Consider the following 26,435-nt stretch of genomic DNA (forward strand, 5'->3'; position numbering starts at 1 on the left):
GGATATTAATGTTTTTTTCTAAAAATAAACAAAACGAAATAGCTTCTCTAAAAGCTGAACTTTACCCATTACAACAAGTATGGGAAGGGCTTTACCGAGAGATGTTAGTACTAAACATTCTTTATGATGGCCGAATTTCGCACGCCAATGATAAGTTTTTAGAAAACCTAGGCTACAGTGAAGATGATCTAACTAATAATTCTTTTGACGATTTTATTACAGATTCGTCTCGTCAATCTTCAGAATTTAAAAGCCTACAGCAAGCTATTAAAAAAGAAGGGCATTGGGGCGGTGCATTGCAAGTTATGCGCAGCGATGGTAAAGCTGAATGGTTACGTTTAATAGTACATCCAGTAAAAGGGGAGCAAGATCAGTTGCTCTATTTTTCTATATTCGGAAGTGTACTTACAAAAACAATTACGGCTTCTCGCGAGCAAAGCGATACTATTAAAGCGATATATCGCTCTATGGCGGTAATTGAATTTGATTTAGAGGGCCATGTCTTAAAAGCAAATGATCAGTTTTTAGCTGCAATGGGTTATCAAGAAAGTGAAATACTAGGTAAACATCACCGTACGTTTTGTGAGGCTTCAGAGTATAACTCCCAAGAGTATCTGCAATTTTGGGCTAAATTAAGAGAAGGTAAGTTTATTGCTGAGCGTTTTAAGCGTGTAGATAAACATGGCAACATTGTTTGGCTAGAAGCGTCATATAACCCAATCTCAAATGACGCGAATGAGCTTTATAAAGTGATGAAGTTTGCAACTGTTATCACTGATCAAGTAAATCAAGAAATTGCGATATCACAAGCTGCCGAAATTGCTTATAGCACCTCAACCCAAACTGATAAAAAAGCAGAGCAAGGCGCGAGCGTTATACAAGATACAGTCGCAGTAATGACTGAGCTGGCTATTAACATGGAGCAAGCTGCAAATGAAATTTCAGCGCTTGATCAGCAGTCGCAGCAAATATCAAGTATTGTACAAAGCATTAGTAGTATTGCTGAGCAAACAAATTTATTAGCATTAAATGCCGCAATTGAAGCGGCAAGAGCTGGCGAGCAGGGACGAGGCTTTGCTGTGGTTGCAGACGAGGTTCGATTGCTTGCATCGCGTACCTCAAAAGCAACAGAAGAAATTGTAGAAGTTGTACAGCGCAACCAATCACAAACCCAAAATACGGTGGCTGTAATAGAAAAAGGTAAAGAGAAGGCAGAGCAAGGCTTGGCGTTATCTAAAGAATCTGGTGAAGTGATGCAAGAGATCCAACAAGGTGCACAAGAAGTTGTAAATGCGATTGGACAATTTACCAGTGAACTTAAAGCTAACGGTTAGATTAGCTTCGTCCTTATTCTAAAGCGGGCACTTTCAATGGTATCCGCTTTAATCTTACTACCCTCAATATATCCCTTGAAACCCATCTAATAATTTCAAATATAACAACTATACCTCTATTAACTCATTAATCAGTATGAAATAAGTTTCTTCTCTTCCCTAAATGATAATAAGTTGTTGCATTTTTGTTCGTTGTTCCTAATACTAGAGTCTGTTGATCTTTAAAGGTTGAATTTGCAGCAGTCTGTTTGGTATTTAGGCAAGGCAGAGCCTAAGTAGTGTGGTTGTTCCCCATAAATAGGCGATAACGTAGCATTAATGCCAAACAGACGCTGCCCAAAGGGTACTTTCTAGAGGCTATTTACTCTTTGTTGCTCGGTTTTTACTTATTCTTAAATGGATGTAAGCCAGTAGAGTAACGCAGGAGCAGTTACCGAGCCCACTAGGTTACAAATCTCGCGCCGTGATTAAATAGCCTCTAGTTTGAACAAATTTTAATCCGCAAAGAGCAACAGACCCTAGTGAACACCTAAGCTGACAAGCTTATGTAAACCAACATGAATACCTTAAATGATAATAAAATATTAAGTACACAACATTAAGGAATTGTATGAACAACACAAAGCGCACACACAAATTAATTAAGCCAAGCCACCTAATTGGTGCGGGGTTAGCTATGTTAATGAGCTTTTCTGCAGCGAGTAAAGACTACAAAATTATATTAATTCATGGGTTACAAACTTCGCAAATAACAAATAAGTCGGGTAGTGATATAATCAATGATGGTGAAACATATTGGCAATCGTACTGGAATAATCGTGCAGATGAGCGAATTGATTGGCCTGCTTATGAACGTATTGAAGGTAAAATTGCTACCGATTGGGTGTGGCCAAAGCTAAAGCAAATTTCACGCTCTAATTTATGCAGTGATGGCTGTGTATTTGTAACACATTCAACAGGAGACTTAGTTGCACGCCATATTATTGATAATCAAGAAAACTGGTTAGAAAACGAAGGCTTAGAGCCGCTTAATATTGTTGCTACGTTTGATTTAGCAGGCGCGGGTGGTGGAAGTGAGCTGGCTGACGTAGCTGTTAGTGCTTTAACTGGCGCATCATGGAACTTTGCGGTCGATGCAGCACTCAAGTGGTGGCTAGGAAGTGATGTAACCGAGGCCGTTGGTGTATTACACGATTTAAAAGTGAATAATGCACGTAAAATATCTCCATTTCCTGATGCACGTACACCTCGTTTACGCTTTGTTGCAGATGGAAATGCATATTTGGGTTTAACGGGGGGTTTTTTAAAAGGCAATGATGATTCGGTTGTTGCATCGCACTCTTCATGTGGTGCCAGTTCGGCTGGCTCGTTTGGAAGTTGTAGCAGCAGTATTGATACAAATGGCCATTTAAAATCGCAAGGTGATGCAGTAAGTAGCTTTATGCCAAACCATTATCCAATGATGATGAGTGACAGTTATAGCCATAACGAAATACATAACGCGCAGCGAAAAGGTAATGTAACAATAGCCATGAATAACGTAAATGTGGAAGGTGACACTGTAGGTTTTAATACGTTTGATAAAACTACAGGTAGTTGGTTTTGGAAAAAACAATATCGTTATATTAAGGATTCAAATAATTTAAGCGCATCAGCACTTATTTATAATGTGATTCCATAACATACAAGGCGTGTAGTTAAAAACTATACGCCTTATAAAAGATTGAAATATAAAAATGAAAAAATTTTATGTCGTTGCTTTAATTATTAGCACTATTTTATTCTCGCTATGGTTTACAGGTAAAAATGATGCTCATAAAGTTGCTGAGCCAATAAAACCTCAGGTTAAACACAGTGCGAGCGTAGCTGATTTATCGCCAGTAAAAGTGATCCCTATAGATGTACCTACAGCAAAAAAAACACAATCAAAAAAACAAATCGCGTTTAATGAAGACTTAACAAAAGCAGCGCAGCAAGTGGTTATGCAATATGAAAGTGCACTTAAATTTCCTCCTTATTCTCAGCCATTGAGTCCATTAGATGAAGACCGATTAAAGCCAAATCAATTCTACCCGGTATCGAGCCCTATTGATGAAAGTGGCGATGCTTTAACGTTAAGTCTTAAGCAATATCGTTTTGTATACCCAGAAGAAATAACAATAAAGATAAGCGCTCAAGGGCTTGGAAAAGTGGTCGTTGAGCTTGCAAATACAGATACAAAAGAAGTGTTAAATACCCATACAGGCAATGCGCGTGACGGTGAAGCAATTATTACATTTAAAGAGGATGAAGATTACCCTCGTAGCTTACAAGTGTTTGTAGAGGGTGATGTTGCCGGTAAAAAAGTTCCCGTAGTTGCACAAATTCAATATATGCCGCCTAGTGCAACTTTAACAGGTTTTGAAACTGCTTATGCACAAAACGAAAACATGATTTTGCCAGCTAACATAGCGGTAGTAAAAAGTGGTTTGTATCGTGTTAGGGCTAATTTATACAGTGGCGATACACCACTTGCTCATTTAGTATCTAAAGAGCGGTTAGCACAAGGAAGCCAAACACTTAATTTGAAAGCCCACTGGTCGGTATTACCACAAGGCATTACAGATATGCGCTTAAGCGACTTTGTTATTGAGAGAATGTCGCCAAGCCCAGGTGAGCGAAACAGCTTTGGGAATAGTGAAATAAGTCATTTTGATATTAACGATTTTTCGTACGATAGCTTGCAGCAATTACCATATCAGGCTAATGCACAAGAAAAGTTAAGTTTGGAATTTTTACAAGGCTTAGCTGAGAGTTAAAAATAGAACGCAATGCTGAATTGGAAAATTTAAGAGGGTTGTACATAAATACAACCTCCTTAAATTTGTTAGCTTAGATTTATAGTAACTACACTTGGCGCTTCTTGTTCATCAAGCTCATTAGCAACAGGCACTTTAGGAATATCTGGTTTATCAAGGGCTATATCGCCACCATCAATTACTTCACCTGTTTGTAAGTTTTTAAAATCAAACAAGTCGGCGTCAGCTAAATGTGAAGGCACTATGTTTTGCATTGCTGTAAAAATGCTTTCAATACGACCCGGGTGCTCCGCATCCCATTTAGCGAGCATTGTTTTTGTATGTTTACGCTGTAAGTTTTCTTGCGAACCACATAGGTTACACGGAATGATAGGGTAACCTTGTACAAATGCGTATTGGCTTATGTCGCTTTCTTTACAGTATGCAAGTGGGCGAATAACCATATGCTCGCCGTTATCACTCATTAATTTAGCCGGCATACTTTTTAGCTTTCCGCCGTAAAACATATTTAAAAACAATGTTTCAATCATGTCGTCACGGTGATGACCAAGGGCTATTTTAGTAGCCCCTAGCTCTTTTGCTGTGCGGTATAAAATACCACGACGTAAGCGTGAGCAAAGTGAACACGTTGTTTTACCTTCGGGGATAATATCGGTAACAATACTGTAAGTATCTTCTTCTACAATTTTGTATTCAACATTCAATTTATCAAGATACTGGGGTAAAACATGCTCAGGAAAATCAGGTTGTTTTTGATCAAGATTTACAACAACGAGATCAAACTTTATAGGTGCTACACGTTTTAAATGTTGAAGCATTTCAAGCATTGTGTAGCTATCTTTGCCGCCAGAAAGGCATACCATTATACGGTCACCCTCTTCAATCATATTGAAGTCCATAACGGCTTGACCAGTTTGGCGACGTAAACGCTTTTGCAGCTTATTTAAGTTAAATTGAGCTTTAGCTTGATCTGAGTGTGACAATTACGCCCCCTAGTAAAACAATACAGCAAAGTTATTTGCTAAAAATAAAGGGGCGTATTATACCCAAACCACCTGAATATGCGAGTTTAGGATGTAATTAAAATTGATTTAAACATGCCTTATTAACACGTAAAAATAACTCGCTTATAACTTGTACATAAGGCTTAAAATTAATCCTTTGCCATAGGGCTCACGTAACCATCGGGTTTGAGTGCCAGTACATCACAGTCTAGGCTATCAATTACATGCTCTGCTGTATTACCTACAAGAGCGGCACTTAAGCCCGTGCGACCTACGGTACCAATAACAACTAATTCGCTATTTAACCGCTTCGCTACATCAGGGATTACATCCTCTGGCAGGCCTTCTTCAATAAAACATTGCTCTGGGTTTAAATTAAACTCTGCAGCAAGTGCATTGGTTGATTCATGATGATGCTTTTTAACTGATTCGTTATAAAGTCCTGGGTTAAACTCAGGAATTTCGATGGCAATATTAATAGGAGTTGCAGGGTAGGCATTAACTAAATTAAGTTTTGCGTTGGCAAGTTCACATAAATATTGTGCGTCTTTAATAACGCGTTTATTAAGTGCTACATGTTCTTCGTTTTCACTAACCGCATTTACAGCAGCTAAAATATTACCGTTTGCTGGCCATGCCATTTCTTTTACAAATAATACCGGAGCTGGGCATTTGCGTACTAAGTGCCAATCGGTCGGGGTAAAAATAACTGATTTAAGTGCACCATGTTGATGTGTGCCTTTAATTACTAAATCGTACTTTTCATCAATTACAGTATCGATTATGGCTTCGTAAGGACGATTATGCCAAACCACTTGGGTTTCAATATTTATATCTTTGTAAGGGGACACTAAATCGTTTAGCCATAGCTGGCGATCTTTTAGTACGGCATCGCGCATTGCTTCGCGTTCATCGCCAGATAGCATAGTTGTCATTTCGTAAGAGAAGTCGTAAACCGTCATAAAGGCGGTAATACTTGCGCCAGATTTTTTAGCTAAATCTATTGAACGTGCTAAACCGTGTTGATCATCTTTGGTGGGGTCAATAACCGCAATAATGCGTTTAATAGTGTTCATATGCTACTCCATTTACCTAACGGGTGTACATTTAGTGTAACGTAAATATAAAACAGATAAAGGGGTAGCATATAAATTGTTGTTCTAAATCAAACTATTTAATTTAGCGAGGCTTAACTATCGCCGCTGTTTTAGCCAAGGCATCATTATCTAAAATTGTAATAAATTTACCCTCTACTTTAATTAAGTCAGCTTTTTGAAAACGACTCAATAAACGGCTAATGGTTTCTACTGTTAGACCTAAGTAATTACCAATTTCACCGCGAGTCATCGTAAATCTAAATTCTTTACGCGAAAAACCACGCTCACCAAAACGCTCCGACAAGTTATAAATAAAACTAGCTAAGCGTTCCTCTGCTGATTTTTTATTGAGTAATAGCAGCATTTCTTGATCGTATGTAATTTCACTGCTCATTAAGCGCATTATTTGTTGGCGAAGCTTTGGTAATTTTCCTGATAGTTCATCAAGAGTATCGAATGGGATTTCGCACACCATTGACGTTTCAAGTGCTTGCGAAAAACTGGGATGAGTCATTTTACTTATTGCGTCAAAACCAACTAGGTCGCCCGCTAAATGAAAGCCGGTAATTTGCTCATCACCTCGCTCCGATAACGTGTACGATTTAAATGAACCAGAACGAACCGCATAAATAGCCTGTAAAGGTGCACCTGATTCAAATAGATAGTCGCCTTTATGGAGTGGTTTTTTTCGCTCAATAATTTCGTCAAGCTTGTCCATTTCTTGGCCATTGAGTGAAAATGGCAAACACAATTGACTAATACTGCAGTTATTACAGCTAATAGCACAATTACCTTTAGCGCGACTTTGAGAGAAATCCATAATTTAATCCGTTTGATTTTTATACACGACTGCAAAATAACCTTAAAGGTTAATAATGCGAATAGATTAATGTACCAGTTTGTCAGTTGCAATAATCAATAAGTAGATACCATACCAAATTATAACACTGCCTAATACAATTCGGGTCCATGGATGGTTAATAATAGTATTTAGTTTTTGTGCGGTAACGCCTAATGTGATCATCGCGGGAAAAGTACCCAAAGCAAAGCAAAGCATAACTAAGGCACCGTCAAGGGCACTTGGGCTAGTCATCGCCCATGTAAGCGCTGAGTATACAAGTCCACAAGGCAGCCATCCCCACAAAGCACCGTAACCTAGGGCTTTAAAAGGAGAGTTAATAGGCATTAAATATTTATTTAGTTTAACAATGTGTTGCCACACCAAGGTTTTACCTATTCTCTCTAACCATTGCAAAGTAGGGCCCAAGCGCATTATATACACGCCAACGAGGAGCATAAAAATAGCTGCAATGAACGAAAGTACTAAAGAGAAGGAGGTGTTTTGCCTTGCAAATTGGCTGCTAATACCAGCAACAAGTGCACCTGCAACCATATAGCTCAGTGCACGTCCAATATTATAAGCAAATGAATAGGTAAATGTTTTACGTTTGTCACTTGCCAGTTGTAATGAGCTTGCAATACCACCACACATAGCAATGCAATGACCGCTACCGATTAGCCCCATTAAAAATGCGCTGGTATAAAGAGGGTCAATCATTACTTTTTTTATGTTGCTCTTTGTCATCTTCAAACAAAATACTATGACCTTGCTTGTTTAAATCCGAAAACTGCTCGCTTTTTACGGCCCAAAAGAAAACACCAATAGCAATAATGACGAACAAAATGGCGATAGGGATCAAAATGTAAATTATGCTCATAACTTTAATAGCCTTAGTGAATTACTAATCACAATAATTGAGCTGGCAGACATGCCAATAACAGCCATCCAAGGAGCAACTAAGCCCAACGCTGCCAGTGGTAATATTGAAGCATTATACAATAAAGACAGCGCAAGATTTTGCTTAATAATACGTCTGGTTTGTTTTGCTACATTAAGTAAGTGACCAATGGAGGCTAAATCGCTATTAAGAAGCACTACATCGGCGCTATTTTTTGATATGTCTGCACCGGTTTCCATAGCAATAGATAAGTGCGCACTAGCAAATACCGGGCTGTCGTTTACACCATCACCTACCATTGCAACGACTTCATTTTGTGAAGACCATTGCTCAACGGCGGTTTGCTTATCTTGTGGAGAACATCCAAATTGCACACTTTCAAGTTTAAGTTGCTTTGATACTTTTAGCCCAGCATCTGACGCGTCACCGGTTAACATGTGACAGGTTAAGTTTTGCGATTGAAGTGAGTCTATGAGCTTTTTAGCATCGCTTTTTACTTTATCAACAAAGTAAAAACGTGCAACAACTTGCTTATTTATATACAAGCTCGCTTGTGCATTTGATTTTTTGCTATTAAACCAACCACTTTTACCAATTGCGTAATGATTAGTTGCATCTTGTGCGCTAATTCCCAGCCCTGGATGTACTTCAACGTTATTAAGACTGCGGTGAGCTGGCGTAAACTCATCAAATGCACTGGCGATAGGGTGCTCAGAATAACGCTCTAGCATGGCGGCTATATCTAGCACTTGCGCTTTTGTATATTGTTTATCGATTATATCTACTTCATCAAGGCTAAATTTACCTTGCGTAAGCGTGCCTGTTTTATCAAATGCAAATAAAGTAATTTGTGAGAGCGTTTCGAGCACATGCGCTTGTTTTATTAATACGCCTTTGCGAGTAAGCGTTGCCACCGCACATGTAAGCGCGGTAGGTATAGCTAAACTCAGGGCACACGGGCAGGTAGCAACTAAAACCGAAATAGTGATCCAAAATGCGTGTTCAGGATCAATTTGGTACCAACCAATAGCTGTAAGTGAAGCAAATATAAGCAGGCACGCTATAAACCATTGCGCAACTTTATCTGTAATTTCAACCAGTTTAGGGCGCTTGGTTAATGCGTTGTGTTGCAAGCGTATAATTTGATTTAAAAGTGTATTTTGACCAATTTTATTAATTTTTATTTCAATAACGCCGTCGTGGTTAACGCACCCGGCATAGACATTATGGCCAATAAACTTTGTAACGGGTTGATGTTCCCCCGTCATCATTGATTCATCAACCGTAGTTTTACCTTTAATAAGCTCGCCATCGGCAGGAATTGTTTCGCCGGCTTTAATAAGTACTACGTCATTAAGTTTTAGTTTTTTGGCTGCAATTATAAGCTCTTCGCCACTTTCGTTAATGGTGCGGGCTGTTAATGGTAATAATTTTTGTAAATTGGCAGTAAACTCGCTGGCTTTTAAACGCGCTCTAAATTCAAGATATTTACCTAATAACAGTAAAAAGGTAAACATGCATACAGATTCAAAATACACTTCGCCGACTTGCATAAATGTGGCGTAACAACTTGCACCAAATGCGCCAAAAATAGCCAGTGATACGGGTAAATCCATATTGAGCTGTTTTGCTTTTAATCCATTTATAGCATTGGTTAAAAAGGGCAGTGCGCTATATAAAATAACCGGAGAGGCCAGTACCAAGCTGATCCATCTAAAATACTGCTCAAAGTTACTGTCCATGCCTGAAAACATGCCAAAGTACATGGCGAACGCAAACATCATTACTTGCATGGTCATTAAGCCTGCAACACCTAAGCGGCGAATATAGGCTTTGGCAGTTTGTTGTTTTTGCTGAGCTTCAATATCTGATTGAAATGGATAGGCTTTATAACCAATTTTAGCCAAAGAAGTAATAACTTCACTCAATGGGGTGTTGGTTTTGTCCCATTGAATCATCGCGCGGTTGGTGGATGTGTTTACATCAACACGCTTAACTGAGGTTAAATTTAAGAGTTGTTTTTCTATAAGCCATGCACAAGCGGCACAGGTTATACCTTCAACGCTCAATAATACCTCTGAGATATCATCGTTAGTGGCTATAAATTCGTCTTGAATGTCTTCGTTGTCATAACTTTTTATAAATGCGAGTTGTTCAGGTACCAGCTGTTCGACCTTTCCAGCACGAACCGTTCGGTATTTATAATAATCGGTCATACCTTGATCAACAATATTTTGCGCAACAGCTTGGCAGCCAATGCAACACATTGGCTGGGCAATATCGTCAATTATAACGTTTGCGCTAAATCCGTTTGGCACACTTTCAAGGCAATGAAAGCAAGAGTTAGACATAGTTATTACTACTTATAATTAGGAGTAACTAAAACGGTTTGTTCAGTTGGTAACGTTATATTTTCTTTCATTTTCCAACTGCCATCTATAGGCTCAATAAATACTGAATAGGCACCTGGTGTGTACTTATCAAGTAGTGCTGTAAATTCTTGATTCGCATTAGGGGTTAGAGTAGCGGTAAAATCATGTGCTTTAATTGTGCGGTGGTAAAAAGAGAGTTTTAATACATGCACATTGCTGCTGTCGCCTTTTGTAAATTTAAAGCTTACGCGCTCATTGCTTACATTTAATCCGCCATGCAGATAAAGCGCTTTTGCTTTTTCAAACTTAGTAAGTTCTAAGTTGATTGCTTTACCTTTTTTGTAGTAGTCGTCAACAACCATATCTGGACCATTACCTATTGCCGTAATAAATAAGCTAATACAGCCAATAATGGCAACTAACGGAAAAAAGATTAAAAACCAAGGCCAAAAATTTTTATACCACGGAGTAGGTTGCATAGTGTCTCTAAAATTAGTTTAGGAAGCGTTATTTTATAGGAATTATACGTAAAAGACTAAAAAAAAGCCTCACAGTGGAGGCTTTTTTGATCTGGATTAATCTATTGAATTAAATAAATTAATTTATAAACATTTTATTAACTGCGTGCTTATTTATCTTGCGATAAACTGTAAACATAGGCAGTTAATAAGTGAATCTTATCTTCACCTAAAATGTCTTTCCATGCAGGCATTACACCGGCACGGCCGTGGTCAAGTGTTTCTTCAACAGCACGTTGAGAACCACCATATAACCAAATGTTATCAGTCAGGTTAGGCGCGCCAAACGGTAGGTTATGTGCAACCGACCCTTTACCGTCAGCACCATGACATGCGGCACACATTGCAAACTTAGCGGCACCTGCGTCTGCGTCTTTTTGGTTAACAGTACGACCAGAAAGACTCAGCACATGTGCTGTCATTTCTTTAACGCCTTGTTCGCCAAGAGCAGGACCCCAAGCTGGCATTGCTGCAATACGACCATAAAGAAGTGTTTCTTTAATTTTGTCAGGTGTTCCGCCATATAACCAATCTTTATCAGTTAGGTTAGGGAAGCCAGTACCACCACGTGCATCAGAGCCATGACATTGCGCACAGTTTTGTGAAAATAAACGCTGACCAATTTCAATGGCTACTTGGCCATCTGTTTGCTCATGTTTATTACCATTATCAAGCGCTACTTGCTGCGCTGCATCACCTTCAAATTTAGAGTTAACTAAATCTAAAACTGGTACTTGTGCAAGTTTATTAAAAATAGGACCAAAGCGTTCTTCTGCAGCTTCGTACTCTTTATCAAGTTTTACAAAGCGACCATCCGCTTTTGCCTCTGCAACTGCTTTTTTAGATTCAGCTAAAGAGGTAATACCTTGATTAGAACTAGTCCATTTACCTAAACCTTCCCAGTTGCCTAAACCTGGGTAAGCTGCAAGGTAATATACTGACCAAATGAAAGTTGCGAAAAACATGTAAGTCCACCATTTTGGTAGTGGATTATTTAGCTCTTCAATGCCGTCAAATTCATGTCCACAGCTTTCACCTTCTTTTACGCCAGCATAGTTTTTTAAGTTCCAAACTAATAAGCCAAAGATGATGCATAAGCATGCAAGGGTTAATACAATAACCCAAATACTCCAAAAGCTAGTCATTTTTCAGACTCCTTTTCCTCGTTAGAGAGCGTGTTGTCATGTTTTTTTTCATCTTCAAAAATGGCATTAGCAGCGCTGTCAAAACGAGTTTTGCTTCGCTTGCTATATGCCCATGCAACAATCACAATAAACAATACTAAAATTACCAGAGTCAAAATACCTCTGTATGTTCCGTAATCCATAATTTTTTACTTCAAGTGGGTACCAAGTTGCTGTAAATACGCGATGAGAGCTTGGATTTCTGTTGCGCCTTTGCCATCATTCATAGCATTAACTTTATCAACATCTGCTTGAAGCTCTGCATCATCGCCATAACCTAAACCCGGATGTTTTGGGTTTTCTGGGTTAATAGCAAAAGTATCACGGAAAAGTTGTAGTTTTTTCAGAGTAAGGCTTGTATCAACCGTATTCTCTGCTAACCAAGGAAAGCCTGGCATGTTTGACTCAGGAACCACAGCACGTGGATCAACTAAGTGAGCATAATGCCAATCATCCGAGTAGCGCTTACCAACACGAGCCAAGTCAGGACCAGTACGTTTAGAACCCCATAAAAACGGATGATCCCATACTGATTCGCCTGCTACAGAGTAGTGACCATAACGCTCAACTTCATCACGAAAAGGACGAATCATTTGTGAGTGACAGTTAGAACAACCTTCACGCACGTAAAGGTCGCGGCCTTCCATTTCTAAAGCGTTAAGAGGGCGTAAACCCTCCACTGGTTTAGTTGTATCGTCTTGAAACATTAGCGGAGTGATCTCAACTAACGCGCCAAAGCTAATAGCAAAAACAGTCAGAATAGCCATAAGGCCAACGTTCTTTTCTACTATTTCATGTTTGTTTTGTGAATTTTTCTTGCTCATCATCTCACTCCGTTATGCTAATTGTGCTTGCGCGTCTAGTTTCAGAGATTCTTTCTCAGCTGAAATAGTGCGGTAAACGTTATAAGCCATAACTAACATACCCGTTACGATGAATACACCGCCTACAAAGCGCATGATATAGAAAGGATGCGACGCTTCTAAAGACTGCACAAAGCTGTACATTAATGTACCGTCAGCATTCACTGCACGCCACATTAGACCTTGCATTACACCTGAAATCCACATTGCAACAATGTATAAAACAACACCTACAGTGTGTAACCAGAAGTGGGTATTAACCAATTTAACGCTATACATACGACCTTGCGCGAATAGCGCAGGAATTAAGTGGTAAATAGCACCAATTGAAATCATAGCAACCCAACCTAGTGCGCCTGAGTGTACGTGGCCGATTGTCCAATCTGTGTAGTGAGATAACGCATTTACAGATTTAATTGCCATCATTGGACCTTCAAACGTAGACATACCGTAGAAAGACAATGAAACAACTAAGAAGCGTAGTACTGGATCAGTTCGTAGTTTATGCCACGCGCCAGATAGCGTCATAATACCGTTGATCATACCACCCCAAGACGGTACGAATAGGATAATAGACATAACCATACCTAAACTTTGCGTCCAATCAGGAAGCGCTGTGTAGTGAAGGTGATGAGGACCAGCCCAGATATATAATGAAATTAGAGCCCAAAAGTGAACTACCGATAAACGGTATGAGTACACTGGACGACCTGCTTGTTTAGGTACAAAGTAATACATCATACCCAAGAAACCAGCAGTAAGTAGGAAACCTACAGCGTTATGACCGTACCACCACTGAACCATCGCATCTACGGCACCTGCATAGATTGAATATGATTTAGTTAACGAGACAGGCACTGCCATACTGTTTACAATATGAAGTACTGCAACAGTGATAATAAAGCCAGCGTAGAACCAGTTAGCAACATAAATATGCGACACTTTACGCTTAATTAAAGTACCAAAAAATACAACTGCGTAAACAATCCAAACCACAGCGATTAAAATATCGATTGGCCATTCAAGTTCTGCATATTCTTTTGAGCTAGTAATACCTAACGGTAGCGTTATTACTGCTAATACTATAACTAGCTGCCAGCCCCAAAAAGAAAAGGCGGCGAGTTTGTCTGAGAAAAGACGCGTTTGACAAGTACGTTGTACGACGTAATAAGACGTCGCAAAAAGTGCACTGGTACCAAATGCGAAAATTACTGCGTTCGTGTGTAACGGACGTAGTCGAGAGTAAGTTAACCATGGTGTATCAAAGTTAAGTGCTGGCCAAGCTAATTGGGCAGCAATCAGAACCCCAATACTCATGCCAACGATGCCCCAAATCACTGTCATAATAGCGAATTGGCGTACAACCTTATAGTTATACTCAGTTTGTGATGCTACTGTTTGGCTCATTTTCTGGCTTCCGCTGCAATAAATGCGTTTAGAAATGAATTACCCACCTTTAAAAGTGGGGCCTACTATTTTCTCAAGCGTGTTATCTAAAACTTTCAATACATGAAAGCTTCAGAAAAAAAACTTGAGAAACCCTTATTTTTTGCGGGTGAAATGATAAATTTTTTGGCCTAAAAAAGATAGGTCAATTACATAAAATTATGACATCAATCAATGTTTGTGAGCTTGTTGTTTATTTTTTGATACAGTTTGTGCCTAATTTGGCTTAATAGTAACACTCGCACTTGTTATTTGCAGTCGCGATTATTAGTATTTGTTTTTCTTTAGTGCGAAATTGTTATGCTTATATATAGATTAAGTTTATTCACGGCGGTATTTTTTTTATTAACAGCATGTGATTTTTCCAAAAATACAGATGAAAAGTTTCTAGAAAATGCCACATGCTCAGCCAATTTGCCTTGTACTTTTTCAAATGATGTTAAAGTATGGTTAAGCGAGAAAACCCTTTCTCCCGAAACTCCATTTACTATTCTTAGTGATTTACCAACAAACCTTACAATTGAAGATGCCAAGCTTAAAGGCATTACTATGTATATGGGTTACATTCCTCAGCAATTTAAAAAACATAATGGCCTTTGGCAAAGTGATACCATGGTTGGCATTTGTTCTGAGCAAAATATGCTCTGGAATTTAGAGCTAACAGTCAAAGATAATACAACCTCTTTAATACAAACACTCAATTACTCTTTTTATGTAACGTATTAAAGTTGCGACTGCAAACTCTTGCATACAGCTTACATTTTTGATGTGAGTTCGTTTTCTTATACATACGATTATTTGAGTGACAAGATCAATAAAATTGCCTTTTTCGGTTTTGATACTGATAAAACCTCAACAGTGAATAAGTGCTCTCAAAAAGTTCAACTTTAATTGCGACTGAATAAAAAATCTAATCAAAAACCCTTCCAAAGAGGTTAAATAAGACTATTTAAGCACCAAGTATGCATAAATATGGTTATTAATTAACATTTAGTTTTGCGGTTTTAATAATGTGCTGTGATTAAGTTGTTAATTTGTCTGTTTTTGGTACACGGCTCAATTAATTACATTTGATTACAAAGTGAATCACTTTGGTTTCAGGTGTATTTCTAATGTTTCTTTATTTTACCAGGTTACTGTTTTTTAAATGTATTTATTAATTAACACTGAAACATAATGCAACCTATGTACCCAATATGGTTATTTTATTTTATTGCTTAGCATAAATTAAACTGCCGTTAAGTTTTCGTTCAGTTAAATGCGCCTAAGTTGCCCACCTGACTCACTATTCTAATAAAAAGTGAGCATTACCAATAAAGGTAAATTTCCAACAAGTAGGGTTCTTTCATGAAAAAATCAACTCTTGGTTTAGCTGTAATCGCAGCATTTCCAATGTTCTCAAGTGTGCAAGTTCTAGCTGCTGAAGACTCAGCACAAGCAATCGAAAAAATTCAAGTAACGGGTTCTCGCATTAAGCGCGCAGATATGGAAACCGCTAGCCCAGTTACTATTATCGGTGCTGACGATATCGCTGCTTCAGGCGCTGTATCAGTAGATTCTGTACTACAAAAAATGACCGCTACAGGCGGCGCAATGACAAACCCAGGTATCAATAATGGTTCTGGAGGTAATGCATCAATTGATTTACGTGGTTTAGGTTCACAACGTACTTTAGTACTTGTAAACGGCCGCCGTATGATCAACTCAGGTACAGGCGCAGCTTCTACAGTTGATTTGAATACTATTCCGGTATCTATGATCAAGCATATTGAAGTACTTAAAGATGGCGCATCTGCTGTTTATGGTACTGATGCTGTTGCAGGTGTTGTGAATATTATCTTAAAAGATAACTTTGAAGGCCTAGACCTTAATGTTAAATCAGCAATCACTACTGAAGGTGATGCAGATGAAACGTCTTTTGATATTACGATGGGTGGTAACTTCGGTCGTGGTAACGTTGTAATTGGTTTACAGTACACTGACCGTGGCGATGCTTCTCAGGCTGATCGTAGCTTTTCTGATTGTCCATTAACTGAAGATGGCGATGGAAGTGCTCCTTACTGCTCTGGTTCTCCTTATACCCCTAATGGCCGTGTTTGGTCAGGTGATGAATCTTTGCAAGGTCAAGCTGATAATGGCTGGCACGACTATGGTACTAGTGATGCTTACAACTATTCGCAATCTAGTTACTTATACACGCCAATGCGCCGTTTAAACCTTACAGGTATTGGTAGCTTTGATTTAACTGATGAGACGCGTTTATACTCTGAGTTTACATACTCAAAACGTTGGTCAGAGCAGCAATTAGCACCTCAACCAGTATGGTTCGACTTTGACTACGCTGAGTGGATGGGTGATTCTTTAATCGACCAAAATATTAATTACGGTGATGAAGTTTCTTACGGTCGTCGTATGGCTGACACTGGTACACGTGATTCATCTCAAGTAGTTGATACAGTTCGTTCTGTTATCGGTGCTGCAGGTTATTTAGATAACGGTTTAGAGTGGGATACATCAGTTATTTTTGGTCGTAATGACTCAGTAGATCGCTTAAGCAACCTTCACAATATGGGTTCAATTCAAAGCGAAATTGAAGCTGGTAACTTTAACCCACTTTCACAAGCTTCATGGTCAAGCAGTAGCTTTAGTGACTATGTTTATACTGAGCAAAACTCAGGCGGCAGTCAATTATTTATGATTACAGCTGCGCTTTCTGGTGAGTTAATGGAAGTACCTGCGGGCTTTGTAGGTTTTGCTGCAGGTCTTGAACGCCGTGAAGAAAAAGCATGGTACACACCAGATTCAATCACTTCACAAGGTCTTGCAAATGACCCACGTGTTGACGCAACAAGCGGTCGTTTCGATGTGAACGAAGCATACCTTGAGCTTGCTATTCCTTTAGTTGCAGATGCTTATCTTGCACAAAATGTAGAATTAAGCGCTGCTATCCGTGCTTTTGATTACAGCACATTTGGTTCTGATGAAACGTGGAAACTTGGTTTAACTTGGCGTGTAAACGATGAATTAATGCTTCGTGGTGTTCGTTCTACAGCTTTCCGTGCTCCTACAGTTGCTGAGTTATACTCAGGTGATTCTCCATCTTATGAGCAAGTTATCTTCACCGATGCACAAGATCAGGCTGAAGTAACCGTTGGTGGTAATGACCAATTAACACCTGAATTAGCTGATACAGTTACCGTTGGTGTAGTTTACGAACCAGAATGGTTTGAAGGTTTCTCAATGACGTTAGATTACTACGACATTGAAATCGAAAACGCTATTTCTACAGTAAACAACCAATACATTGTTGATTCATGTCTTGCATCAGATGGCTCTTTAGCGAATCAATCAACAGCACTTTGTAGTTCAGCAAATATCGATTTTAATCAAAGCACAGGTCGTATCTCGTTTAATAACCAACTACAAAACGTAGGTTATGAGCAAACAAAAGGTTATGACTTAAACTTAAATTACAAATTTGATTTAGCTGGTCTTGCTTGGAATACGTCATTAGATGTTACTTACCTTGACGAGTACACTGTTGATGTTATTGAATCAAACATTGATTACGCTGGTTTAATTACTTCTGGTATAGGTGGTTATGCTGACGTAAAAGCAAACTTTGAGCTAGATGTTAAAGGTGATGCTTGGTCTGCTAACTACAAAGCACGTTACATTGCAGGAATGGATAGCTACAGCTGTTTAGGTAAAGAATCTACATGTTATGCACCAACAACACCATCTGTTGTTTACCATGATGTGAGCGGTTCGTACTTTATCAGTGACATGGTTTCGTTAACTGCGGGTGTAAATAACTTATTTGATAAGCAACCACCATACTACTCAGGTAACAACGATTCTAATACTGACCCGTACACATATGATGTACTTGGCCGTCGTGTATTTGCTGGTGTAAACGTTAAATTTTAACTAGCACATTAATCGTATTAAGGCTCAGTATTTACTGAGCCTTTTTTATTGAACAAAACAAAGGAGACAAGTACACTAAAACGATATTTTAGAAGGAGAACTGATTGTTAAAACAAGATGAAAACTTATCTTTTGTCATTGAACCAGAGCTAACTCCTCGTTCTGAACAGCGCATAGATCTGTATTTTTCTATCCCTAATGAAATGGGGATTAATCCGCAAACGCTTACCGAAGAATCTTACTTTAATAACCACTTTAAATCGCATTTAGCCTACAATGCTAACAATATACACTTGCCATTAGTACGAAGCCGTTTTGTTAGTAAAAACAAAGGTGAGCAGCAAGATTACCGTCAAAACCTTAATTTATTTTGTTACCAAGTGCGTTTAGCCCTTGACGCCGACATTAAAGACGCGTTAAAAATTGATGAAGCAGAAGACTTTTATAAACGCGCTAACGAAGTATATGAACAAAGTGAAGGACTTTTAAAAAAGCTGCGTCGCTACACGCCAGATGACGAAAAACTACTTCCATTTTTTACCAATGCTGACAACTATTTAAGTTGGCATGTTGAGCAATCATTTTTAAAGCTTTTAGATGAAGGCCCACGTAGTAGCGATTATGCAAAAGAGCGTAACGATTTACTGCAGTTTTGTAAAAACGAAAATACGTACCGAGCAGAGAAAAGCTACAATTCTGAAACCACCATGCAAGACGCAAATCGAATAACAAATAAAATGCGCTTGTTACAACGTTTAATTGAGCATGGCGTTATATTACAGCGCCAAACGCGTTTTCTTAACAGCTACCTTAAACGATTAGTTAAAGGCACTGTAACAGCTGTTATCATGGCATTTGTGATGGTTGTGATACTTAATGCCCGCTCAACGTTTACTGAAGTCACCGCGACGCTTATTTTAATTTTAGGGGTTATTTACGGGCTACGTGAAATATTTAAAGAAGACATTACACGTATGATCTGGCGAGCTATTGTACAAGGGCGACCTAAGTGGCGATTTAGTTTTAAAAATAGTATTACCAAAGACAAAATAGCGAGTCAGCTAATTTGGCTTGAATACACACGCTTTAAAAAAATACCTAAAGAAGTTAGATCTATTTTTTCAAAGCGTCGTCAGCAAAATAAACAAGCCGCGCAGTGGTTACACTTTGCAAGTGAGACACGTGTTAGTGCAAAAGAATTTTTACCCGGTTACGATACACTGCAACAAACACTGCAATTTAGTCTTGCACCATTTGCGCGTTATTTAAAGCGTGGTGAAGGGAAGTTATATCATTTAGATAGTAATAAAATTTCTAAGCAGGCGGTTGAACGGCGCTATCAACTTAACATGGTGCTTGTGCTAACTGAGGAAGATAGAACACTCTACCAACGCTATAAAATAACGTTAAATCGTAGTAAAATCGTTAATATTGAGCTTATCTACTCCAAAAAATGAATTTTAGTAATTAAAAAAGGGACTGATAAAATCAGTCCCTTTTTTAAATTTATTTATTAGCTAAACCATGTTTACTATATAAAGTTACTTTGTTTGATACTAGCGTGATCTCGATATTTTTTGCTTCGTCGCCCCACACACAATTAGTATGCAGTGTTTTTTCAACACAATTATCTGCACTTCCCAAAATGGTTTCAACTTCAGTCTTGTCCATACCTACTTTGATTTTTTCGTAACTCTCAAGACTTACCTTAGAACAAGCCGCAAGGCTTAGTGTAGCTGCGATGATAAGGAGTTTTTTCATTGTTATATCCTACTTAGTATTAATGTTTGAATTTTCTGATTTGGACGATCATGCCCATTCGTGGGTGGTCAAAGTAATGTACTTCACCACTTATTACACGTCTAAACTGAGAAAAGCGGGCTGACTCTATATCGCCATTTTCTAGTTTTTGGCTAATATCAAAATTAGCTGTAATGTATAAATAATGTCGTAAGTGTATTTTAAATAAACCGTCTAGTTCCCATTCTGCTTTTGATTGGTTTGGGTCGTTAAACAGTTCAGGTTGTGAGTTTAATAAACTTACAAAATCAGGATTTGAATAGCTAGGGGTTACGTTGGGATCACTTTTAAGGTGTTTACCTGCTATTAAATGCATACTTGGAGCACGCGATTTACTTGCGCCTTCAAAGCGCCAGCCAGTATGTAGAATAGGTGTTAATCCTTTGCGATCTAGCTGTCGGTACTGCGCTTTAAATTGCAGTTGTTCTGGCGCTAATAAATAAGTTTGCTGCATATCATCTTTAGCGGGTGCTAGAGGTGTTATAGGTAGCTCATCGTAGCTTTGTAGGTAGTTTGTACTGTCACCGCATACACCCGATTGTGGGTTTGAATTAACTAATGAGTCGGTAAAAGAGCGTTTTTGAAAACGCTCATCACCATCTATACATGCTTGCATTGCTTGCTCTGTATAAAGAGGTGTCATTAAATCTAGAGAGTTTTTATCCTCAATAGCTTTGTGCTTAAGTGTAAAATCTTCTTGCAAATACGGAGCAGGGCGCTGCTTAAATACAAGCACCTCAACCTCAAACCAGCGTTCTGCAAATGCAGTGCTGCTAAACAAGCAGCATAAAATAACTAGCGATTTTTTTAGCAACATTAATGGCTAACCTTTTTTTCGAAATCTGCAATCATTGCAGTGACCATTTTTAAGCGTTCGCGAGCGTTAGCTTCACTAATTGCAAAGCGCAGTTTATTTGCGCCATCCATTTTGTACACCTTAGGCGCACTTTGTATCAAACCAATGATGAAGCTAGGGTTAACCTTAGTATCTTGGCTAAACTCAAAGTAACCACCTTTTGGATTTGCCTCAATTTTTGTTATCCCTAAATTACTTGCCTGCATTTTTAATAATTGTAGGCTAAATAGGTTTTTAGCGGCATCAGGCACTAAACCAAAGCGGTCTATAAGTTCTACCTGTAGTTCATCCATATCATCAAGGTTAGCACAACTAGCAACTCGCTTGTACATACCTAGGCGTGCATTAACATCGTGTATGTAATCATCAGGTAATAGTGCAGCCAGTTTTAAATCTACTTCGGTTTGTTTTTTAAGTAGATTTTCAAGCGTTGGCTCTTTTCCTTCACGTAGCGCATTTACGGCTTGCTCAAGCATTTCCATATATAAACTAAAGCCGATTGTTTGCATTTGACCTGATTGATCGTCGCCAAGTAACTCACCAGCGCCACGAATTTCTAAATCGTGTGTAGCAAGGGCAAAACCCGCGCCTAAATCCTCTAATGATTCAATTGCTTGTAAGCGTTTACTCGCGTCTTTAGACAGTGCTTTAGGGTCACCTGTGAGTAAATAGGCATACGCTTGATGATGGCTTCGACCAACTCGTCCACGTAATTGGTGTAATTGCGCAAGGCCAAGTTTATCGGCTCTATCCATAATAATGGTGTTGGCTGTCGGTACATCAATACCGGTCTCGATAATCGTGGTACATACCAGCACGTTGTATTTTTGATGATAAAAGTCAGTCATTATTTGCTCAAGCTCTTGCTCGCGCATTTGACCATGGGCTGAGGTGACGCTTGCTTCAGGCACCCATTCACTAATTTCTTGCGCAACACGGTCAATAGTTTCCACATTGTTATGCAAAAAGTAAACTTGGCCACCGCGTTTAATTTCTCGTAGTACCGCTTCGCGTATTAGTTCTACATCGCGTTGGCGTACAAAGGTTTTTACCGCTAAACGTTTAGCCGGTGGCGTTGCGATTATTGATAAATCGCGCATGCCGCTCATGGCCATGTTAAGTGTACGTGGTATTGGCGTTGCAGTTAGTGTGAGTATGTCTACATCGGCACGCAGGGCTTTAATTTTCTCTTTTTGACGAACACCAAAGCGATGCTCTTCATCAACAATGAGTAAGCCTAAATCGTTAAATTTAATGTCATGCTGAATAAGTTTATGTGTGCCAATAACTATATCGAGCTTACCGTTTGCCATTTTTTCAAGCGTGTCTTTTTGCTCTTTAGTGGAGTTAAAGCGCGAAAGTACACCAACTTCAATAGGAAAATCAGCAAAACGATCTTTAAAGTTTTCATAGTGCTGCTGAGCCAGCAAGGTGGTAGGCACTAAAATGGCTACCTGTTTATCATCGTTAACCGCTACAAAAGCAGCACGCATGGCCACTTCTGTTTTACCAAAGCCTACGTCACCACACACTAAGCGGTCCATGGCTTGCTTTGATTGCATATCACCTAATACCGCTTCTATGGCATTACGCTGATCGTCAGTTTCTTCAAACGGGAAGCTATCGCTAAATTGGCGATATGCAGGGGCATCTAGGGTAAATTTATTACCAGGTTTTGCTTGGCGCTGTGCATAAATATCGAGTAATTCGGCGGCTACATCGCGAACTTTTTCAGCCGCACGTTTTTTTGCTTTTTCCCATGCATCTGAGCCAAGCTTATGTAGCGGGGCGCTGGCTTCTTCACCGCCAGAGTAACGACTCAGCATATGCAATGCAGACACTGGCACGTAAAGTTTAGCTTCACTTGCGTAAGTAATCGTAACAAACTCAGTAATTACACCTGCAGCATCAATTGTTTGCAAACCTTGGTAACGGCCAACACCATGATCGAGATGCACAACAGGTTGGCCTTCCTTAAGCTCAGCTAAATTACGGATTAGCGCATCTTGGCTGGCTTCGTACTTGTGCTTGCGGCGTCTGCGTTGAGATACTTTTATACCAAGCAGTTCTTGCTCGGTAATAACAGAAAGGCTTGGTTTAGTACCCAGTACAACACTTTGTTCAAGCGGACTTACTATTAAACCTACATCACTCGCGCTTTTTGTAAATTGTTCGAGTGTTTCAAATTCTTTAAATTTTAAACCGCTTGGTTTTAGAATGCTCAGTAATGATTCGCGACGACCATCGGATTCAACACTGAGTAATATGCGGCCTTTTTTCTTTTTTTGCTCTGCTACATAACTTATAAACGCGGCATAAGGTTCATGCTGCTTATGATCAATTCGAATAGCAGGCAGCTCGCTAACGCTTAAGTTTTTATTGCCCGCTTTAGTACCAAGCTTTGCAAGGGATAATCTAATACGTGCAAAATTGCCTAAATTAGAAAACAGCTCTTCAATAGGCTGATAAAGCGCATTGGGTTCAAGTAATGGACGAAGTGGGTCAACTCTGCGATTTTCATAGCGTACATTTACATCGTGCCAAAAGTTATCTGCCGCGTGCTCTAAATCACCCAGCTGCATAACGGTAGTTGTATCTGGCAGGTAGTCAAAAATAGTCGCTAGCTTTTCAAAAAACAACGGCATGTAGTATTCAATACCTGCAGGCCAGTTACCTTTGCTTACTTGCATGTATACTGAATCTTGCTGCGAGCTTGCGCCAAACTTTTCACGGTAGCTTATTCTAAAACGTTCAATATCAGCGTCGTTAGTAGGAAATTCATGCGCTGGGAGTAGCTCAATTTTATCTACTTTTTCATCAGAGCGCTGTGTTTCTACATCAAATAAGCGAATTGTGTCGAGTTCGTCATCAAAAAAATCGAGTCTAAATGGATGCGGGCTGCCCATTGGATATAAGTCAACGATAGAGCCGCGTATAGCGTATTCGCCGTGCTCCATTACTTGTTGAACATTTAAATAACCAGCTTGCTCTAGGTTGTCACGAAAGTTATGTGTGTCTAGCTTGTCGCCTACTTTAAAGTTTATTGTTGAACCGTAAATAAACGAGGCTGGGGCTGTGCGCAACATTAAGGTAGATACAGGCACAATTAACACACTTTGTTGTTCTTTTTTTAAGGTGTTTAAAGTGGCTAAACGGGCTGAAATAATATCTTGATGGGGAGAAAAGTGATCGTATGGCAGAGTTTCCCAATCAGGAAATACCATTACCGGGTTATCGGGTAATAAATATTCTAACTCTGTTTCAAGGCGCAGTGCGCTTGGTGTATCAGGCGTAACAATTAAGACTAAGTTGTCTTGTTGTTTAACGCCCTCAGCAATGGCAATACTTAAACCACTTCCGCTTAGCTGGCCCCATTGAATTTTATCTTTTTGAGATTTTACCCAAGGCAAGGCTGCCCATTGCTCAAACGCCATTTATTACTCCATTTATAGTTGGCTCTTAGCAAGTAAGAGCCATTATATTGTTTAACCAGAGCGCAGGTTACTTAGTCTCGGTATATTTTTGTTAGGTCTTTATAATGATCAATTCTACGGTCACGTAAGAACGGCCAAATACGTCTTACGTTTTCTGAGCGTTTTTGATCAATATCTACCACTAAAACTTGCTCATCAGTGTTATTAGCCTCTGCTAATAACTCGCCTTGTGGGCCTGCAATGAACGAATTCCCCCAAAACGCAATACCATCACTTTGTCCGCTTGGGTCACTTTCATGGCCGATACGGTTACAGCTAATTACCGGTACACCATTGGCAACAGCATGGGCACGCTGACTAATAACCCACGCATCTTTTTGACGAGTTTGCTCAGCAATATCGTCGTTAGGATCCCAACCAATAGCGGTTGGGTAAATTAACACTTCAGCGCCTGCCATTGCCATTAAGCGGGCAGCTTCAGGAAACCATTGATCCCAACATACTAGCACGCCTAATTTACCTACAGATGTCTGAATCGGCTCAAAACCGATATCACCTGGGGTAAAGTAAAATTTTTCGTAAAAACCAGGGTCATCAGGAATATGCATTTTGCGGTATTTACCCGCAATACTGCCATCTTGTTCTAATACAACCGCAGTGTTGTGATAAAGGCCCGTAGCGCGTTTTTCAAATAAAGAGGCCACAATAACAATGCTTAGCTCTTTAGCAAGCTCACCTAAGGCGTTACTGCTAGGGCCTGGAATGGTTTCGGCTAAATCAAATACGTCAACATTTTCGGTTTGGCAAAAATAGAGGCTTCGGTGTAGCTCTTGAAGTACAACCAGTTTTGCACCTTTTTGAGCGGCTTCACGAATGGCACTCATTGATTTTGCCATATTGTGCTGAGCATTATCGGTATTGCTTTGTTGCACTAACGCAACGGTTAATTTTGCAGGGCTTGTCATTGTGCTGCTCCAGCTAAAAATCCACGAGGTAATTGCATTGTAATACAGTGCAGGCTGCCAAATTGTTCAATTATTGGTTGGCAATTAACGCCAATAATAGTGTGTTGTGGGTATGCTTTTTGAACTTGCGCAAGAGCACGTTCATCATTGGCATCATTATACGTTGGCACAAGCACCGCGTTATTAATAATTAAGTAGTTAGCGTAGGTAGCCGGTAAGCGTGTTTGCTCATCGTCATAAGCGGCTTTTGGCCACGGTAACTCAATTAAGTTATATGGGGTGTTATCGGCAGTTTTAAAGGTTTTTAGTTGTTTTTCCATTGCATCAAGTGCGCTAAAGTGCTCATCAGTTTTATCGTCACACTGCACATATACAAGGGTATTATTTGGAGCAAAGCGCACTAAGGTATCAATGTGGCTGTCGGTGTCATCACCGGCTAAATAGCCATGATCAACCCATAAAAAATGTGTTGCGCCCAAGTGCTCTTTTAAAAGTACTTCTATGTCAGCAGGGTTTAAATCTGAGTTACGGTTTTTGTTAAGCAAACATTCGCTGGTTGTTAGCAACACACCATGCTCGTTTATTTCAATACCGCCACCTTCAAGTACCATATCGAGCGCTTGATATTGGTTGTTTGTGCTACTTAGCTCTTTTACCAAAGTACGATTAATTTGATTGTCTAATGCGCTTTCAAATTTATTGCCCCAACCATTAAAAGTAAAATCATATACTTTTAGTTGCTCTGGTGAATCAATAGCGGCGCAAGTAAGCGGGCCATGATCGCGAGCCCAGGTATCGTTGGTAGGCGTTACTACAAAATGAACACGATTAAGAGAGATGTTAGCGCTATTTAGCAATGCTGTAATATGCATTTTTAAGGCACTGTTATGCGCCACAATAACAAGCTGTTGCTGCGTTGTTATATGCTTAGCAAGCTCAATATATACAGGTTCTACACGTGCTAAATTATCAGCCCAATCTGTGTCTTTATGAGGCCATGTAAGCATAACAGCGTCTTGCTCGGCCCATTCTGGTAAAAGTCTAAAGTTCATGAATTTTATATACTAATTAAGATGACGCTAGTTTAGCATTTTA

The 26,435-nt window shown here is 39.3% G+C and carries 22 protein-coding genes; 6 read left to right on the forward strand and 16 right to left on the reverse strand.

What is annotated here, in order from left to right; all coding sequences use genetic code 11:
* The first annotated feature begins 8 nt into the window (after positions 1 to 8).
* From I6F44_RS05190 to I6F44_RS05200, 3 genes are all read left to right on the forward strand, one after another.
* The gene (locus tag I6F44_RS05190) at positions 9 to 1,334 is read left to right on the forward strand and encodes a methyl-accepting chemotaxis protein (protein WP_007585625.1); all 1,326 of its coding nucleotides are present in this window, start codon (positions 9 to 11) and stop codon (positions 1,332 to 1,334) included.
* A 610-nt stretch (positions 1,335 to 1,944) separates the two neighbouring features.
* Positions 1,945 to 3,015, forward strand: a complete 1,071-nt coding sequence (locus I6F44_RS05195) for a hypothetical protein (protein ID WP_121954917.1) — start codon at positions 1,945 to 1,947, stop codon at positions 3,013 to 3,015.
* Between the two features lie 55 nt (positions 3,016 to 3,070).
* Entirely contained in the window at positions 3,071 to 4,132 is a 1,062-nt protein-coding gene (locus I6F44_RS05200) for a hypothetical protein (protein ID WP_121954918.1), read from the forward strand.
* 68 nt (positions 4,133 to 4,200) lie between these two features.
* Here the strand turns inward: I6F44_RS05200 and ttcA are convergent, their stop codons facing one another.
* The 11 genes from ttcA to ccoN form a co-directional block, all read right to left on the reverse strand.
* On the reverse strand, positions 4,201 to 5,115 hold the full coding sequence (gene ttcA, locus I6F44_RS05205) for a tRNA 2-thiocytidine(32) synthetase TtcA (RefSeq protein ID WP_007585631.1): 915 nt from the start codon (positions 5,113 to 5,115) through the stop codon (positions 4,201 to 4,203).
* Between the two features lie 170 nt (positions 5,116 to 5,285).
* Positions 5,286 to 6,212 carry a universal stress protein UspE gene (gene uspE, locus I6F44_RS05210; protein ID WP_007585634.1) on the reverse strand — a complete coding sequence of 309 codons (927 nt, stop codon included), beginning with the start codon at positions 6,210 to 6,212 and terminating at the stop codon, positions 5,286 to 5,288.
* A gap of 103 nt (positions 6,213 to 6,315) precedes the next feature.
* Positions 6,316 to 7,053, reverse strand: coding sequence for an FNR family transcription factor (locus I6F44_RS05215; RefSeq protein WP_007585636.1), 738 nt, complete (start codon positions 7,051 to 7,053; stop codon positions 6,316 to 6,318).
* A 66-nt stretch (positions 7,054 to 7,119) separates the two neighbouring features.
* A complete protein-coding gene (locus tag I6F44_RS05220; RefSeq protein WP_121954919.1) occupies positions 7,120 to 7,791 on the reverse strand; it encodes a sulfite exporter TauE/SafE family protein in 672 nt (223 codons plus the stop codon).
* A complete protein-coding gene (gene ccoS / locus I6F44_RS05225) occupies positions 7,784 to 7,951 on the reverse strand; it encodes a cbb3-type cytochrome oxidase assembly protein CcoS (RefSeq protein ID WP_121954920.1) in 168 nt (55 codons plus the stop codon). Before ccoS ends, I6F44_RS05220 begins: the two co-directional genes overlap by 8 nt.
* The gene (locus tag I6F44_RS05230; RefSeq protein ID WP_121954921.1) at positions 7,948 to 10,323 is read right to left on the reverse strand and encodes a heavy metal translocating P-type ATPase; all 2,376 of its coding nucleotides are present in this window, start codon (positions 10,321 to 10,323) and stop codon (positions 7,948 to 7,950) included. Before I6F44_RS05230 ends, ccoS begins: the two co-directional genes overlap by 4 nt.
* 8 nt (positions 10,324 to 10,331) lie before the next feature.
* The gene (locus tag I6F44_RS05235) at positions 10,332 to 10,823 is read right to left on the reverse strand and encodes a FixH family protein (protein WP_121954922.1); all 492 of its coding nucleotides are present in this window, start codon (positions 10,821 to 10,823) and stop codon (positions 10,332 to 10,334) included.
* A gap of 149 nt (positions 10,824 to 10,972) precedes the next feature.
* Positions 10,973 to 12,007 (reverse strand): cytochrome-c oxidase, cbb3-type subunit III, encoded by a 1,035-nt coding sequence (ccoP, locus tag I6F44_RS05240; protein ID WP_121954923.1) that lies wholly within the window; start codon positions 12,005 to 12,007, stop codon positions 10,973 to 10,975.
* Complete coding sequence (locus tag I6F44_RS05245; protein ID WP_010554061.1) at positions 12,004 to 12,189, reverse strand: cbb3-type cytochrome oxidase subunit 3; 186 nt, start codon at positions 12,187 to 12,189, stop codon at positions 12,004 to 12,006. The genes ccoP and I6F44_RS05245 overlap by 4 nt, the downstream gene beginning before the upstream one ends.
* 6 nt (positions 12,190 to 12,195) lie before the next feature.
* The gene (gene ccoO / locus I6F44_RS05250; protein WP_010554062.1) at positions 12,196 to 12,870 is read right to left on the reverse strand and encodes a cytochrome-c oxidase, cbb3-type subunit II; all 675 of its coding nucleotides are present in this window, start codon (positions 12,868 to 12,870) and stop codon (positions 12,196 to 12,198) included.
* A gap of 12 nt (positions 12,871 to 12,882) precedes the next feature.
* Positions 12,883 to 14,316, reverse strand: a complete 1,434-nt coding sequence (gene ccoN, locus I6F44_RS05255) for a cytochrome-c oxidase, cbb3-type subunit I (RefSeq protein ID WP_024594372.1) — start codon at positions 14,314 to 14,316, stop codon at positions 12,883 to 12,885.
* A 339-nt stretch (positions 14,317 to 14,655) separates the two neighbouring features.
* Here ccoN and I6F44_RS05260 point away from each other — a divergent pair, with 339 nt between their 5' ends.
* The 3 genes from I6F44_RS05260 to I6F44_RS05270 all read left to right on the forward strand — a co-directional run bounded on the left by I6F44_RS05260 (position 14,656) and on the right by I6F44_RS05270 (position 19,742).
* On the forward strand, positions 14,656 to 15,081 hold the full coding sequence (locus I6F44_RS05260; protein WP_121954924.1) for a hypothetical protein: 426 nt from the start codon (positions 14,656 to 14,658) through the stop codon (positions 15,079 to 15,081).
* Positions 15,082 to 15,702: 621 nt separating this feature from the next.
* Complete coding sequence (locus I6F44_RS05265) at positions 15,703 to 18,285, forward strand: TonB-dependent receptor plug domain-containing protein (protein WP_121954925.1); 2,583 nt, start codon at positions 15,703 to 15,705, stop codon at positions 18,283 to 18,285.
* Positions 18,286 to 18,389: 104 nt separating this feature from the next.
* The gene (locus I6F44_RS05270) at positions 18,390 to 19,742 is read left to right on the forward strand and encodes a hypothetical protein (protein ID WP_007585662.1); all 1,353 of its coding nucleotides are present in this window, start codon (positions 18,390 to 18,392) and stop codon (positions 19,740 to 19,742) included.
* 49 nt (positions 19,743 to 19,791) lie between these two features.
* Here I6F44_RS05270 and I6F44_RS05275 read toward each other — a convergent pair whose 3' ends face one another.
* From I6F44_RS05275 to I6F44_RS05295, 5 genes are all read right to left on the reverse strand, one after another.
* Positions 19,792 to 20,046: a hypothetical protein gene (locus I6F44_RS05275; protein WP_007585664.1), complete on the reverse strand. Its 255-nt coding sequence runs from the start codon at positions 20,044 to 20,046 to the stop codon at positions 19,792 to 19,794.
* A 19-nt stretch (positions 20,047 to 20,065) separates the two neighbouring features.
* On the reverse strand, positions 20,066 to 20,902 hold the full coding sequence (locus I6F44_RS05280) for a peptidoglycan binding protein CsiV (RefSeq protein ID WP_121954926.1): 837 nt from the start codon (positions 20,900 to 20,902) through the stop codon (positions 20,066 to 20,068).
* Positions 20,902 to 24,375 carry a transcription-repair coupling factor gene (gene mfd, locus I6F44_RS05285; protein ID WP_197173391.1) on the reverse strand — a complete coding sequence of 1,158 codons (3,474 nt, stop codon included), beginning with the start codon at positions 24,373 to 24,375 and terminating at the stop codon, positions 20,902 to 20,904. Before mfd ends, I6F44_RS05280 begins: the two co-directional genes overlap by 1 nt.
* A 71-nt stretch (positions 24,376 to 24,446) precedes the next feature.
* On the reverse strand, positions 24,447 to 25,340 hold the full coding sequence (locus I6F44_RS05290) for a carbon-nitrogen hydrolase (protein ID WP_121954928.1): 894 nt from the start codon (positions 25,338 to 25,340) through the stop codon (positions 24,447 to 24,449).
* Positions 25,337 to 26,392 (reverse strand): agmatine deiminase family protein, encoded by a 1,056-nt coding sequence (locus I6F44_RS05295; RefSeq protein ID WP_197173392.1) that lies wholly within the window; start codon positions 26,390 to 26,392, stop codon positions 25,337 to 25,339. The genes I6F44_RS05290 and I6F44_RS05295 overlap by 4 nt, the downstream gene beginning before the upstream one ends.
* Positions 26,393 to 26,435 lie beyond the last annotated feature (43 nt).

This window comes from Pseudoalteromonas sp. NZS11_1 (assembly GCF_015864275.1).
Lineage (GTDB): Bacteria > Pseudomonadota > Gammaproteobacteria > Enterobacterales > Alteromonadaceae > Pseudoalteromonas > Pseudoalteromonas arctica.